We start from the raw sequence: 15,825 nt of genomic DNA on the forward strand, positions 1-15,825 counted from the left end.
AATGGGGCGTACAACATATTAAGAAAAGCAGTCCTGAACGCTTTTGCAGACGGGATAGAGGGGTTAGGAGTAACTCCAATCAGGTTTACCCCTGGTAAAGTGACTTTGTAGATTTGTCTATAATTTCACAAACTCTAAAGAAATCTTTGATGCAGGATCATCTTTTTTCAAATATCCGATAAGAGGATGTTTGATAAGTTTTCAACAGGTAATTTTTATCTTAGGGAAAAGGGAACACCGGATCAGGGAATGGGGAATGGGGAATGGGGAACACACCGAACACACAATAAACAATAAAATCCAGTCCCCTCCCCTTACAAGGGGAGGGTTAGGGTGGGGTCAAACAATATTTGATACACTAATCATGACTTGACAAATATCGGCTAAGGCCATCAACTTACTTTAAATCTAATAATCCTTGCTCTTTCAATTTGGGATTAAACCGTAATTGTTCTTGTAAACCGCGGTTTTTCAATACTAGTAAAATTTCTGCTTCTACTCGCCGGGCTATATTTTTCAGTACTTTGATTTGCGCCAATTCATCATTAGCTGGGTGATGATATTTTTCTTCTTCCTCAGGTGTCATTAATTGCAGCACATTAATAGCCTGTGTCCAGCTTTCCCGATCATCTGCATTACCTAAAGGAATAGTAGTATTTTCCTCTATCCAAGCATTTTGAATACTTTCTAAAATTGCACGTTTAGGACTTGCAATTGTTTGCACTTTGACCCAATAACATTGTTCTGGTTTACGGACTAAATGTTGCTTAAGACTCAAGTAAACATCCCGAGAATAGCCGACAAATTGTAGTTGTTTAGCCTGGTCAAAAATAGCGTATACGCCTATTTTGCCAGAAAATACTTGAGGCAATTCTCCGTTTATATCAATATAAGGTACGTATTCTATTGCGGATAAACTGGAAAAGTTGGTTTCAATGGTCATTTGTTAAATACCCAATTCTATCACTGATAGTATACTTTGGGGACTATGTAACGCCAGCTAATAAAGGCGGACGGCTAATTTCTGTAATTCGTATTTGTTAATACTTCGCTCATAAAAAATCCTTGGAGCATTGAGAGGAATTAATCTCCCAATTGTATCATTAACAGTCCACCAGTCCATTTAATCAGTTAGTGGGGGGATTGGGGATTAATTATTGGCTAAAATTCCCATCTATTCCTCTGATAAGTGATATAGCCTTTTTCAGGCTCATGAAGTACACACCAATTCCCTATTCCCTCAAACTAAAAAAAAATGTACCTCACGAGCATGGGAAATGCTATAGTTTAACCAAAAAAAATCAGAAATAATCTCCAATACGTATAAGTCAACAGCTTCTGTATTTCTAAGTATTATGTTAAATAATCTATCAACTGTCACAGGTAAGACCCATGTACTGAATAGGACTAACTAGCGCTGTAGCCTTAACAACACTGACATTTACCCTCAGTGCTACCCAGACTTGGAGTCAAACTAAAACTAATCAAAACAGCTTTACTTGTCTCTCAACTCGCTACCCCGGTTGTGTGGAGAAAATTCCCACACCCTTGGGGTTAACACCTGAACCAGGAGGAAAATACCAGAGAATCATTACTTGGAAATCTGACTCTTTACCCCCAACTGTGCAGATATCCCATAGCGATACAGTGACTTATATCGCTCGCAGTAATGTTTACCGTAAGCAGCAGAAATGGGATTTAGCACTGGCTGATTACAACAAAGCTATTGCGATTGATCCTAATGATGCTTATGCTTACTTGTATCGCGGTGCTGTTTATGTTTATCTCAGAGACATCAACAAAGCCAGGGAAAACCTACAACGAGCAGGGCAATTATACCTCACTCAAGATGATCCCGATGGTTATCAACGAACAATTACGCTTTTAAACTCTCTGTAGCTGCAAGATCCCCGACTTCTCACATTATCAGAGATAATCTAGGCTAATTTAGCTAGAAGTCCGGGCTCTGTGTGACACCGAAGATCATGTATTTGATGATCTTGACAAGATGGGATAGCGCCATTCTATATACCCCCCTTACGTTGCAAGGGGAGGGGTTGGGGGTGGGGTCAAACCTAATCAGAAGGGCGAAGCTATAGGCGATCGCACCTCCATGAGTAATATCCCCGACTTCTTACATAATTGGGATAATCTAATATAATTTGTCCAGAAGTCGGGGCTCTGTGTGACACCGAAGATCATGTATTTGATGATCTTGACAAGATGGGATAGCGCCATTCTATATACACCCCCTTACGTTGCAAGGGGAGGAGTTGGGGGATGGGTAACCCCCGGATACTAGATCTGAGAGTGCAAGGTTTTAAAAATCCTCATCCTCATCCATATCATCTTCATATTCATCATCGTCAGCCACCAAGTCGTTGACTATGTCATCCGCAATTAATTCATCCTCCTCATCTAATATTGACCTTTCAGAGCGACGAGTACCAAAAGTACCCTCCCCTAAACCAGAAACATCCAGGTTATAACTGCGCGCTGTGCGGTCATCTAACACCATATCCAGCGGGTCATCCACCTCATCTAAAACACCGCTACCCTCTAGTGTCCCATATTCATCTAAAGCCCCCGGCTCCTCGTAAGTGTTATAACCAGTCCCCGCCGGAATCAAGCGCCCAATAATCACATTCTCCTTCAACCCCCGCAGCCAATCAGATTTCCCCTCAATAGCTGCCTCAGTTAATACCCTAGTAGTTTCTTGGAACGAAGCTGCAGAAATAAAACTATCCGTATTTAAAGAGGCTTTAGTAATCCCTAACAGCACGGGCGTATATTGTGCCTTCGCCCCCCCTGTAATCGACATCGCCTCGTTCACCTGCTCTACTTGTCGCAGTTCCACTAACTCCCCAGGAAGCATCGTAGTATCTCCACCATCATCAATTCTGACCTTGTTAGTCATCTGGCGGACAATTACCTCAATGTGCTTGTCAGCAATATCAATCCCCTGGGACTGATACACCATCTGCACTTCATTGACTAAAAAAGTCTGTACCTTTTGCAAAGCATGACTAGCACAAGCATAAACACCCTCCTCTGAACCTAGACTAAAGAAAACCTCTAGTATTTCATGGGGATTAGAAGGGCCATCGCTCAGTGGTTCTCCAGCTGTAACAGCCCCTCCATCTGGAATCATTAAATTTTGTCCTGGTCCTAGGGGATACTCAGTCACCACCCCATTCGCCTCAACTACCCTCCCGGCGATCGCCTCATCCCCATCACCATAAACCACCTGCAACTCCCCAGAGCGCCGAGCTAAAATACAAGCCTCCTTAGGTTTACGAGCCTCCAGTAACTCCTCAATCCGGGGCAAACCTTGGATAATATCCCCAGTTTTCGCCCGTTCAAACACCAGCAAAACCAAATTATCCCCCCGTTGCACCAAATCCCCATCTTCCACCTGCAAAACAGCCCCCGGACTCACACGGTAAGGGCGACCCACCCGGATATAAACAGCATATTCCTGCCCAGCCAGAGCCGAATCCTCACCAGTCGCAGCAGTTGTCTTCCTCTGAACCACAGACCAAACCTGCCCCGACTCCTGCGCAAACACCCCCGGAGCTAGCTCCGCCCCTTCTACCAACAAGTCACCCATCTTAACCTTGGGTTGGCTGCAGCTACTCACCACCACCTTATCAACATCACGCAAAACCAAACAGCGCCGCACGGTTTCCAGGTCTTCTCTCACGCCCCGGACAATTCCGCCATCTTTAGCAAGAATCTTAGTACGCGCAACCACAGACCCAGGCGCTATGCAGTCCCCATCCTCAACCTCCAAACTAGTTTCCGTACTCCCTTGAGTAGCATCCGCCGCTATATCCCGCCGCACCACCAAAGACTCCAGAATCACCAGCTGCAAACGCTGCACGGCTGGATTTTCCGCATCTTGTACTAACTCAATGTCCGCAGCCAAAGGAGAACCACCATGGTCTTGTTCCCCATCTTGCTCAATCTCCAAAACTAACTGAGTTCGTAAAAGTTCCACCCCATCCACAGACTTAACACGTTCAGAATCCTTATAAGGCAAGCGCTGCACTGCCCGCATTTGTATAGAGCGCCCAGTTTGTTGATTAATAGATGTTGTTGAAGGAACATCTGGATGATTAGGTACTGGAAACTCTATCACCGGACGGCTTAATAAAGCCGGACCTTCTGGAGTTTCCACATACTGAACGTAGCGTAACTCAGTCGCCACTGCACCGCGAAACTCCTGACCGGGTTGGACAAAAGTATTATCCACGCCCATAATTTCTTCCAAATCCCCCGCGTCAGCAGTAGTAAGTCCCGCATCCATCAGCAGCAACTCACCGGGTTTAATCACCACCTCCCGGAGGATATCGTTTTTCTGGGTGATTTCTATCACTCCACCGGTTTGACAGAAAATATCTTTAACAACTTCAGTACCAGCTTCCACAAATTGCCCATCTTCCACTAAAAGTAGGGAGATATCTTTGTTCACCTCATGAGTTTCTTCAGGAATCCACAAAAGTGTACCCCCTTGAACCACCTCATAACCTAGTTTCGCTTTACCTTTCTTCTGAACCTCTACACCCGCGAACTTAAGAAAACCACCCGTATTTGTACGATACCGGTCATCAATTAGTTCAGCTACTACTTGACTATTTTGGACTTTTGTACCTGGGGTCGCCCGTAAGTTAAAAACTTGGTTATTACTAGTTGTAATTAAATAGTGGTTACGACCTTGGGAACTTTCTACGGTGACTGTAGCTTGGTCTAAGACTACAGAAGCTGTGATGATTTCAATTTCCCTAGCATTCTTTCCGGGGAGATTTTCCGGTAACCGTACTACTCCCCCATGTTGTGTGGTTAACTTGGTTTCTGCTAAAACGCCGTTTTCTGAAATTCGGTCACCATTTTTTACCACCAATTCCGCCCCCGGTGGTAAATTGTAAACCTCTCCAGATAATACCCAAATTAATCCACCCCGGGCAGCCGTCGTAGTTGTGTTTCCTTGGCGGTCTGTCTTTTGCTCAGGTACAACTTCTGCAAATAACACTTCACCCGCCAAATCTGAAGCTACATCTTTTACCGCTTTTTCCGTATTCAAGCGGGTTGTCCGTCCACCTAGAGCCACTTCCGCCAGTAATTGACCGATTTTTACCTGCTGACCATTCTGGACGTATAAAGTAGAGCCTTGGGTAACGTTGATTTCTTGGGCGACTTGGCTTTCATGGTCTGAGTGTAAATGAATGACTCCATTAGCTTCAACATATAAAGCATCTTCACCATGTCGCGTGCGATAAGTACGGGTGCGGAGTTTCCGGGGGAACCGGATAGTACCGTCACTCTTAGAACGAACCTGCTGCGCCACTTCACCGGTGAACACACCCCCGGTGTGGAAAGTACGCATTGTTAACTGTGTCCCTGGTTCTCCAATACTTTGGGCCGCAATAATGCCCACAGCTTCCCCTAAGTCTACCATTTTGGCATGGGCTAAACTCCAGCCGTAACAATGTTGACACACAGAACGCGCAGCTTCACAGGTTAAAGGCGATCGCACTACCACCTCAGTCACCCCAGCCTCATGGATTTTATCCGCCAACTCATCCGACACCGGAGTATTCCGGGGCGCAATTACTTTTCTTGTTTCAGGATGCACCACATCCTCAGCAATTACCCGCCCTAGCAACCGTTGAGACAGAGGAATCAAAATCTTACCCCCCTCCGTCATGGCACGTAAAGGAATACCCCTGGTAGTACCGCAGTCAATTTCCCGAATAATTACATCCTGGGAAACATCTACCAACCGCCGGGTCAGATAACCAGAATCCGCCGTCCGTAAAGCTGTATCTACCAATCCCTTACGCGCACCGTAAGAAGAAATAATATACTCAGTTACCGTCAGACCTTCCCGGAAATTGGTCTTAATCGGTAAATCAATAATTTCCCCCTGCGGGTCAGCCATCAAACCCCGCATACCAACCAACTGGCGCACCTGGGAAATATTCCCCCGCGCTCCAGAGAAAGCCATCATATATACAGAATTGAGAGGGTCAGTGCTTTTAAAGTGCACTACTACCTCATCCTTGAGGGCCTCACTAGTTCCGTTCCAAGTATCAATTACTTTTTGGAACCTTTCCACTTCGGTGATTTCGCCCCGTTGATAGCGGTTCTCCGTGGACCGGATTTCTTCCTCCGCTGCCTCCAACAGCGATCGCTTAGTCGGGGGAATCATCAAATCATCCACACTAATAGACACCCCCGCCTTAGTCGCATAGCGGAACCCCAAATCCTTCAACTTATCTGCCATCACCGCAGTCCGCGCCGTCCCATAATGGGTAAACGCCCAAGAAATTAACTTTCTCAATTGACCCTTATCAACCACCCGATTCCGAAAAACAGCCTGTTCTTTAGTCATTATTAGTAATTCCCTATCTTGTAAAAAAGATGGTTGACAGTCAACAGCCAACAGTCAACAGTCAACAGTCAACACCCAACAGTCAAGAGTTTATACAGCCAAAGCCTCTTGAATCGCCTTGTTATAAATCACCCGACCCGGAGTAGTGCGGACATATTGAGACATTAAATTACCTTGGGCATCCTCCCTGACTCGGCGATACTTATACATCACAGTCCGTGTACCATCACCATTTTCCGTCACTTCCAGGGCTTCTACATCTGGTTTCTCTGTTTCCACATCCCCATCAAAGCGGACATAAATATAACTGTGTAGATCAACCTGCCCTTGATGGAAAGCCATAATCACATCATCCAGAGAAGCGTAGTACCTACCCGCCCCCTTAGTCGCCCTAGGATTTTCCGCAGTTAAATAATACGCTCCCAACACCATATCCTGACTAGGGGTAATAATCGGTCTCCCCGTAGCCGGAGATAAAATATTATTAGAAGCCAACATCAACAGTCGCGCCTCAGACTGACTTTCTAAAGACAAAGGCACATGCACCGCCATCTGGTCACCATCAAAATCAGCATTAAAAGCCGGACAAACTAAAGGATGTAACTGAATCGCCCTACCCTCGACCAACACAGGCTCAAAAGCCTGAATACCTAAACGGTGGAGGGTAGGCGCTCGGTTTAACATCACGGGGTGTCCCTCAATTACCTCCTCTAGCACATCCCACACACTAGGGTCATTACGAGAAATCAACTTTTTCGCAGCCTTAATATTGTTCACCATCCCACTGCGGATTAACCGATTAATCACAAAAGGCTGAAATAGTTCTATAGCCATCTCCCTAGGTAAACCGCACTGGTGGATATTCAACTTCGGACCCACCACAATTACCGAACGTCCCGAATAATCTACCCGCTTCCCTAACAAATTTTGGCGGAAACGCCCTTGTTTACCCTCAATAATGTCAGACAGCGACTTCAGAGGGCGATTATTTGCCCCCACCACAGTCCGACCCCGCCGACCATTGTCAATTAAAGCATCCACTGCTTCTTGCAGCATCCGCTTTTCATTCCTCACAATAATCTCCGGGGCTAAAATCTCTTGCAATCGCGCCAGCCGATTATTCCGATTGATCACCCGGCGATACAGATCATTGAGGTCACTAGTAGCAAACCTCCCACCATCTAACTGCACCATGGGGCGTAAATCTGGGGGAATCACAGGAATCACAGACATAACCATCCACTCAGGTTTAGAACCAGTGGCAATAAAATTATCAATGACTCGCAGTCGTTTAATTAACTTGGCTCGTTTCTGACCCTTAGCCCCGGCGATTTCCTCCCGCAGGTTTTCGGCTTCTTGTTCTAAGTTAATATCAGCTAATAAACGCAGCAAGGCTTCTGCTCCAATACCTACTTCTACCCCTTGCAGCGTCGAATCTTCGCTGTAAATTTGGTCTTCAATTTCTAACCACTGGTCTTCACTGAGCAACTGCTTATAACTTAAAGTTTCCGCATTACCAGGACTAAGCACCACATAGGAATTGAAATACACAATCTGCTCCACATCCCGTAAAGGCATATCCAGCAGAATCGAAATATAACTCGGAATACCCTTGAGATACCAAACATGAGCCACAGGCGCAGCCAGCTTTATATATCCCATGCGGTGACGACGCACTCGCGACTCCGTTACCTCCACGCCGCAGCGTTCGCAGACAATACCACGGTGACGGACTCGTTTGTATTTGCCACAGTGACATTCCCAATCCTTAGCCGGTCCGAAAATCCGCTCACAGAATAGGCCATCCATCTCCGGCTTGAGAGTACGGTAATTAATAGTCTCAGGTTTAGTGACTTCCCCCACCAACTGACCATTAGGTAGGGTTCGCTCACCCCACTGGCGAATGCGTTCTGGTGATGCTAAACCGATTTTGACATAATCAAACTGATTTGACTGTATTGTTCTCATATTTCCTTAGTCATGAGTAAATCCTTAAATGCGTTCACTGTTGACAGTTCAGTGTTAACTGAAAAATACCGTCAACAGTCAACCGTCAACCGTCATCTGTACAGGTTTTTTAGTCTTCCTCTAAGGAATCACGAGTCAGAGATTCATAGGTAGGACGAGGAGGTGTACGTCGGACAGATTGATCCGCCATTAAATCTACCTCCACATCCAAGGAACTACCGTCAGATTGGGTCTCAACCTTATGGACAGCAATATCTAAACCTAGAGACTGCAACTCTCTCATTAAAACCTTGAATGATTCCGGCGTTCCAGGTCGAGGAATTGACTTACCCTTCACGATCGCATTCAAGGCCTCATTCCGTCCCTGCATATCATCAGACTTGACTGTCAGCAACTCCTGCAACGTATAAGCCGCCCCAAAAGCCTCCAATGCCCAAACCTCCATCTCTCCAAATCTTTGCCCACCCTGTTGAGCCTTACCCCCCAAAGGTTGCTGAGTTACCAAGGAATATGGACCTGTAGAGCGCGCATGAATTTTATCATCAACCAAATGTACAAGCTTCAGGATATAAGCCACCCCCACTGTAATCGGTCGGTCAAAAGCTTCGCCAGTCCGACCATCAAATACCATAATTTTACCGGGGTTATCAGGGTTATACACCCAGTCCTTACCCGTCTCATCCCTTGCCTCCTGTAACTTCCCATGTACCAATGTCCGGGAGGTCTCCTCACCATACATCTCATCAAAAGGTGTAATTTTAAACCTCACTCCCAATGTGTGAGCAGCCCAGCCCAACATACACTCAAAGACTTGACCTACATTCATCCGGCTAGGTACACCTAAAGGATTAAGCACAATATCCACGGTGGAACCATCAGCCAAATAAGGCATATCCTCGACTGGTAAAATCCGGGAAATAATCCCTTTGTTCCCATGGCGACCGGCCATTTTATCCCCGACCTGGATTTTACGTTTCTGGGCTACATATACGCGCACCACCATATTAGCACCTGGCGGTAATTCGTCACCTTGTTCCCTTGTGAATAAACGGACATCAACTACTCGTCCTTTTTCTCCATTGGGAACCCGTAGGGAATTATCCCGCACGTCTCGCGCTTTCTCGCCAAAAATAGCCCGTAAAAGCTTCTCCTCGGGGGGTTGGTCAGACTCTCCCTTTGGTGTAACCTTTCCAACTAGTATATCTCCGGATTCGACCCAAGCACCAACCCGAATAATTCCCTGCTCATCTAGTTGGCGTAGAGCATCTTCCCCCACGTTGGGAATTTCTCTAGTGATTTCTTCGGGTCCTAGTTTAGTTTGTCTGGCCTCAATTTCATATTTCTCAATATGAATCGAAGTATAAACATCATCCTGCACTAATCGCTCCGAAATCAAAATCGCATCCTCGTAGTTATAACCCTCCCAGGGCATATAAGCGACAATGATATTTTGACCCAACGCTAACTCCCCACCTTCGGTAGAAGAGCCATCCGCAAGCACTTGACCGGCGATCACCCGCTCGCCAATCCTAACCAGAGGTTTTTGATTTAAACAAGTATCCTGATTAGACCTTTGGTATTTAGACAGGCGATACTTAATTTCTGGAGAGTCATTGAAAGGCTTAACCCGAATTTCCGTAGCATCCACATAGGTAACTTCTCCATCCGTGCGGGAAACAATCACCATCCCCGAATCCCTTGCACCTTGAGCTTCTAAACCAGTACCCACCAAAGGACGCTCCGGCTTTAACAGCGGTACAGCTTGGCGTTGCATATTGGAACCCATAAGAGCGCGGTTAGCGTCATCATGTTCCAAAAATGGAATCATACTTGTAGCTACTGAAACAATTTGCACGGGCGAAACTGCTACATAGTCCACCTGTTCAGGGGTAGTGGTTGCCCAGTCTTGGCGGTAGCGCACAGGTACAGACGGTCCTTTAATGTAGCCATTGTCGTCTAATGGTATATCACCCGTGGCTGTACGTAAATCGTCTTCCTCATCCGCAGTCATATAAACTGGCGGTAGGTCAAAGCGTACCCGCCCATTTTCCACAGGTCTAAATGGCGTTTCCAAAAATCCATATTGGTTAACACGCGCATGGGTAGCCAAAGACCCAATTAACCCTGCGTTGGGTCCTTCTGGTGTTTCAATGGGGCAAATTCTGCCATAGTGGGAAGGGTGAATGTCTCGCACTGCAAACCCAGCCCGTTCACGTGTTAAACCACCTGGACCGAGTGCGCTAAGGCGGCGTTTGTGGGTCAGTTCTGCTAAGGGATTTGTTTGATCCATGAACTGACTTAGTTGACTAGAGCCAAAGAATTCTTTGATTGCTGCTACCAATGGTTTAGGGTTAACTAGGGAAGCTGGGGTTAGAACTTCGGCATCAGATACTGTCATCCGTTCCCGAATAATCCGCTCTAGGCGGTTCAAGCCGACTCTTACTTGGTTTTGTAGCAGTTCGCCGACGCTTCTGACGCGACGATTACCTAGGTGGTCAATATCGTCGATATTGCCAATGTCATATTCTAGGTTAATCAGATAGTCTACTGCGGCTAAAATATCTACGGGAGTTAATACGCGGGTGGTGTCAGGAACAGAAAGTCTTAATTTTTTATTGAGTTTATAGCGACCCACTCGACCGAGATCATAACGTTTAGGGTCGAAGAAGCGGGAATCTAACAGCTGTTGTCCGCCTAGTACTGTGGGTGGTTCACCGGGGCGTAATTTCCGGTACAATTCCATCAGGGCTTCTTCTTCGGAAAATTGACCTTCTTTTTCAATGGTCTTTTGGAAATATTCGGGGTGGCGCAGGGCGTCAAATATTTCGTTGTCGGATAAGCCAAGGGCTTTTAATAGCACTTGGGCTGAGAGTTTGCGGGTTTTGTCGATGCGTACCCAGACTAAATCATTACGGTCTGTTTCAAATTTCAGCCAAGCCCCCCGATTAGGGATTAAGCTAGCTGAATAGGTACGTCGTCCGTTTTTGTCTATTTCTGATTTGTAGTAAACTCCGGGCGATCGCACTATTTGATTAACGATTACCCGTTCGGCTCCATTGATAATAAATGTCCCACGGTCTGTCATTAAAGGCAGGTCGCCAATAAATACCTCTTGCTCTTTAATATCTCCTGTTTCCTTGTTCAGCAGACGTGTAGGTACATACATCTGTACCGCGTAGGTACTGTCACGCCGTTTTGACTCCTCAACGCTGTATTTGGGCTCTTTGAGTTTATAGTTATGTCCTAAAAAGTGTAGTTCTAGTTTGCCTGTGTAGTCTGTAATTGGACTAAAGGAATTTAGTTCTTCTATCAGCCCCTCTTCTAAAAACCAGCGAAAACTCGAGCGCTGGATTTCAATCAAGTCGGGTAATAAAAAGGCGGATTCCATATATTTATCTGTAGTCATGCCCTTACCTTCGTCAACCTGGTTAAATTTGTTTATTGGACGCTGCTAGTGTCTGGTTTTTGCGTGTTCCCCAATTAGGCGTATATGTCTATCACTCTTAGGAACACCTGTTTCTTTATCCCATCTATTTCTACACTTAGACAAACCCTGCCATTTAAGCTAGAAAGAGAGTTTTTGACAAGGGGCTAATCGCCCTTATTTTCTCTTGTGGCTGCGCTAAAATCCAGATATTAATTTGCTCCCATGGCTTACGCCACGCTACGCCACGCTACGCTATCATGAATATGCCTAGACTTCTCTAAGCTCTCTTGGTGCGATCAATGCACGGTTTATAGTTACAGTTGTCTGTTTCTACACAGGTAAACAGCATAGTACTTGGTTAAGTTTGATTTGTCACCTCGTTGCTCTATTTTGCTCGTTTTTCCATGGACTAGGCCACGCTACGCGACCTGCTTTAGCAGCAGCGCTGGCGCTATCGCACGCGACATGATTTACTTTTAACAATTTTCTATAGGTTGAGTATGGCTCCATGCGCTGTTTTGAGCAAAGTCACCGGTGAGAGTCGAACTGCTAAACCAGTCATAAAATCAGAACATCCACTTGTAGAGAGGAGAAGGATGATCAAGTTGATAACATTACAAAATCAAGCTTAAGAGTTTGTAATTCCTTCCTTTTTTTTGATTATGACTTATTCAAGTTTTGGAGGGATTCATCTTAGCATAACTTTGTCCTGCCGGAGTTAGACCTTGATCAGAGCCGCCTCCCACACAAAAAGGGAGGAATTTCACCAGGGGCGGCTTTAGTAATATCCCCATTTATGGTAGGTGATATCTATGTTTCACATCTGGGAACCCGGTCACCCCCACTAATCCAAATAATTTACAAGCATTTTCAGTAGTTTGAGTAGCAATGGCTTCTAAAGTCTCCCCACGCAAATCGGCTACCTTTTCCGCCACATAACGGACATAGGCTGGCTCATTCCGCTTTTCACCCCGTTTAGGGACAGGGGACAAAAATGGGCAGTCTGTTTCCACTAGTAGGCGATCGCCTCTGACCATCGCGGCGGAAGCCTGTATGGCTTTGGCATTTTTGAATGTTACCGTCCCGCTAAAGCTAATATAGAAACCTAAGTCCACAAACCATTGAGTTTCTTCTGGTGTTCCACCCCAACAATGCATGACACCTCTGGGGATTTCTCCCCTATTTTCCCGCCACTGTAGCAATATTTCCCTCACTTCCGGCGCGGCATTACGACAATGGATAATCACCGGTAAATTGAGTTGGCTGGCGATCGCCAATTGTGCTTCAAACACTATGCGCTGTGCTGCATAGTTATCTGCCTTATAGAGATCCATACCCATCTCCCCAATGGCTACCACCTTCGCTTCAGAACTAGCCAAAGATTTGATTTGCGCGGCTGTATCGCTCCCCCACTTGTCAACATCCAAAGGATGTAAACCAACGGAGAAGCTGAGTTCCGGGAACTGGTGCGCTAAGGATTTGATCCCCGAAAATTCTGACGGTTCGACGCACGAATGTACTAGACGCACTACACCTGCTTCTTGCCATCGCGATCGCACTGTTTCTAAATCCCCCTTGAATGTATCAAAATTCAGATGGACGTGAGTATCAATCAAAATTAGACCACCCGTGGGCGGGAGGCTTGCATTGTCCTTTTTGCTCATGAGTTCTTATGTCGCAACGCCAAGGGCTACCCTGATGCTAGATCGGTTTTTATGATTCCCTGACCAGTAATCAGTCAGAGTAACTGATTACTGATAGAGTAGCGTGGCGTAAGCCATACACTTGAACTACTCAGCAGATGCTGGGGTGAGTGGCTTGAGTTTCCGAGCCAGTCTTGATTTTTTTCTAGCGCCATTGTTCGGATGTAGAACACCGCGCTTGACCGCTTTGTCAATTTTGCTGACAGCCGCGGACAGCCGCACCTGTACCTCTTTCTCTAAATCTGAGTTAGGATTAGCTGCATAGACATCTACAGCGCTAAAGTATTTTTTCATCAGCGTTTTTACTGCTGATTTGTAAGCTTTGTTCCGCAGACGATTGCGTTCTGCGATTTGGGCGCGTTTAAGAGCAGATTTTGTATTCGCCACGGTCAATTCCAGAAATACTATTAATATGTACACACACTACTAGACTTACTAATATAGCACTCATACTGCCAATGTCAGAATTTATCAAAAAAAACTTTTTCTATGGCTAACGCCACGCTATCGCTATGGGCAGTAGAGAGTGGCAAGTAGGATTACGACTATGGAACAGACAGGGGTAGTGTGGTCTGCTGCGTTACTCCACAAAGCCTGATGATCAATTAAAGTATCCTTGACAACTTTACCGTTGGCGTGTACTCATTGGCTAAAATGCGTTAAGATAAGGTACTAATAAAAATATCGCGGTAAGCGGGAAACTCAGCGGCTTTAGCCCTGAGAGGGAAGCGACTTAGTGGTTAAAACCACCGTGGTCTTTTCAGGTGAAAAGTAGCCAGTAAGCTAGGCTTAGACTTTAAGTGAAAACTACTGTTGGTAGCCTTGGAAGTATTAAAAAAAATCCAGGTTAAGCTATAGAAGAGAGTTAGGACGATCTCGATAACCTGATGGTTGAAGAGTTAAGACTAATTCTCAGGCGGGAATATCCTAAATTTTGGCATTATCCTTACTCCATGCTGCGAATCATTACTCAGCAGGCAGATGTTGTATCAGAACTGCAACGTATCTGCAACCGTACTCACGATGAACACGTGCTTCACAAAGAAGCAACTGTGCGCGAAGTACTGCAAGCAGTGAAGCGCCAAGGCGACAAAGCTGTTTTGCATTATACAGCTGAATTCGATAACCAAACCCTGAAACCAGAGGAGTTGCGTGTTACTGGCTCGGAAATGGATGCAGCCTACCAACAAGTATCGAGGGAGCTACTCCAGGCGATTCAGTTGGCTAGCTGCAAGATTGAAGCATTTCACCGGCAGCGTGTGCCGAAAAGTTGGGTACACTTTGGTGATGATGATGTCGTGCTGGGCAAACGCTATATCCCGGTAGATTGTGCTGGTTTATACGTTCATGGCGGTCGCGCAGCTTATCCGAGTACTGTGCTTATGAATGCTATTCCAGCTAAAGTGGCTGGTGTACCGCGTGTAGTAATGGTAACACCACAGGGGAACAGAAAAGCAATTAACCCGGCTGTTTTGGTGGCCGCACAAGAAGCGGGGATAAGAGAAATTTATCGTGTGGGAGGGGCACAAGCGATCGCGGCTTTAGCCTATGGTACAGATACGATTCCGAAAGTGAACGTAATTACCGGTCCGGGCAATATATATGTCACCTTAGCGAAAAAACTAGTTTACGGCACTGTCGGCATTGATTCCCTAGCCGGTCCGAGTGAAGTTTTAATTATTGCCGATGAAACAGCAAATCCTGTAAATGTGGCGGTGGACTTGTTAGCCCAAGCAGAACATGACCCAATGGCGGCGGCGATTTTGTTGACCACAGATACAGCTTTAGCCAAAAACGTACAAGTAGCGGTGGAAAGACAGTTAGTAGATCATCCACGACGGATAGACACGGAGAAGGCGATCGCCCACTATGGTTTAATTGTAGTTGTAGAATCGTTATCGGCAGCAGCAGCATTTTCTAATGAATTTGCCCCAGAACACTTAGGATTACAAGTTCAAGATCCCTGGGGATTACTTGCGGATATTCGCCACGCTGGGGCAATATTCTTAGGGGACTCAACACCAGAAGCCCTAGGAGACTATTTGGCCGGGCCTAACCATATCTTGCCGACTTCCGGTGCTGCTCGTTATGCTTCACCTTTAGGAGTAGAAACCTTTCTGAAACATTCCAGTATTATTCAATACTCACAGAGAGCACTGGAAAAGGTAGCTGGGGCAATTGACGCTTTAGCAACAATGGAAGGACTACCATCTCATAGAGATTCAGTGCGACGGAGAATTCAGCAGCAAGAGTAATTATCAATGTTGATTTTTTGGATAATCTATTGTAAAAACTTACTCAGTGGAGGCACAATAAAAGATTGTCACTCAGTA

7 protein-coding genes and 1 pseudogene are annotated in these 15,825 nt (G+C 45.8%); 2 read left to right on the top strand and 6 right to left on the bottom strand.

Going from position 1 to position 15,825, the window contains the following annotated elements; translation table 11 throughout:
• Positions 1-397 precede the first annotated feature (397 nt).
• Positions 398-943 carry a GIY-YIG nuclease family protein gene (locus tag PN457_RS16700; protein WP_271734646.1) on the bottom strand — a complete coding sequence of 182 codons (546 nt, stop codon included), beginning with the start codon at positions 941-943 and terminating at the stop codon, positions 398-400.
• 584 nt (positions 944-1,527) lie between these two features.
• Between PN457_RS16700 and PN457_RS16705 the strand changes: the two genes are divergently transcribed.
• A complete protein-coding gene (locus PN457_RS16705; RefSeq protein ID WP_271734647.1) occupies positions 1,528-1,899 on the top strand; it encodes a tetratricopeptide repeat protein in 372 nt (123 codons plus the stop codon).
• 180 nt (positions 1,900-2,079) lie between these two features.
• On the opposite strand, the gene PN457_RS16710 is transcribed toward PN457_RS16705, so the two are convergent.
• The 5 genes and pseudogenes from PN457_RS16710 to rpsT all read right to left on the bottom strand — a co-directional run bounded on the left by PN457_RS16710 (position 2,080) and on the right by rpsT (position 13,879).
• Positions 2,080-2,238, bottom strand: coding sequence for a hypothetical protein (locus PN457_RS16710; protein ID WP_271734648.1), 159 nt, complete (start codon positions 2,236-2,238; stop codon positions 2,080-2,082).
• Positions 2,239-2,320: 82 nt separating this feature from the next.
• A pseudogene (locus PN457_RS16715) lies at positions 2,321-8,362 on the bottom strand (DNA-directed RNA polymerase subunit beta''); the annotation flags it as partial.
• A gap of 109 nt (positions 8,363-8,471) precedes the next feature.
• On the bottom strand, positions 8,472-11,768 hold the full coding sequence (gene rpoB / locus PN457_RS16720; RefSeq protein WP_271734649.1) for a DNA-directed RNA polymerase subunit beta: 3,297 nt from the start codon (positions 11,766-11,768) through the stop codon (positions 8,472-8,474).
• Between the two features lie 815 nt (positions 11,769-12,583).
• Positions 12,584-13,453, bottom strand: a complete 870-nt coding sequence (locus PN457_RS16725) for a TatD family hydrolase (protein WP_271734651.1) — start codon at positions 13,451-13,453, stop codon at positions 12,584-12,586.
• A 126-nt stretch (positions 13,454-13,579) separates the two neighbouring features.
• Positions 13,580-13,879 carry a 30S ribosomal protein S20 gene (gene rpsT, locus PN457_RS16730; protein WP_271734652.1) on the bottom strand — a complete coding sequence of 100 codons (300 nt, stop codon included), beginning with the start codon at positions 13,877-13,879 and terminating at the stop codon, positions 13,580-13,582.
• 566 nt (positions 13,880-14,445) lie between these two features.
• On the opposite strand from rpsT, the gene hisD reads away from it, so the two are divergent.
• Positions 14,446-15,747: a histidinol dehydrogenase gene (gene hisD / locus PN457_RS16735; RefSeq protein ID WP_271734689.1), complete on the top strand. Its 1,302-nt coding sequence runs from the start codon at positions 14,446-14,448 to the stop codon at positions 15,745-15,747.
• The last annotated feature ends 78 nt before the right edge of the window (positions 15,748-15,825 follow it).

Origin of the sequence: Anabaenopsis arnoldii (assembly GCF_028331025.1) — a bacterium.
In the GTDB taxonomy this organism is placed as follows: Bacteria; Cyanobacteriota; Cyanobacteriia; order Cyanobacteriales; family Nostocaceae; genus Anabaenopsis; species Anabaenopsis arnoldii.

Coding starts and splice junctions, on each gene's coding strand:
- PN457_RS16700 (WP_271734646.1), bottom strand. CDS start 943: ATGACCATTGAAACCAACTTTTCCAGTTTATCCGCAATAGAATACGTA.
- PN457_RS16710 (WP_271734648.1), bottom strand. CDS start 2,238: ATGGCGCTATCCCATCTTGTCAAGATCATCAAATACATGATCTTCGGT.
- rpoB (WP_271734649.1), bottom strand. CDS start 11,768: ATGACTACAGATAAATATATGGAATCCGCCTTTTTATTACCCGACTTG.
- PN457_RS16725 (WP_271734651.1), bottom strand. CDS start 13,453: ATGAGCAAAAAGGACAATGCAAGCCTCCCGCCCACGGGTGGTCTAATT.
- hisD (WP_271734689.1), top strand. CDS start 14,446: ATGCTGCGAATCATTACTCAGCAGGCAGATGTTGTATCAGAACTGCAA.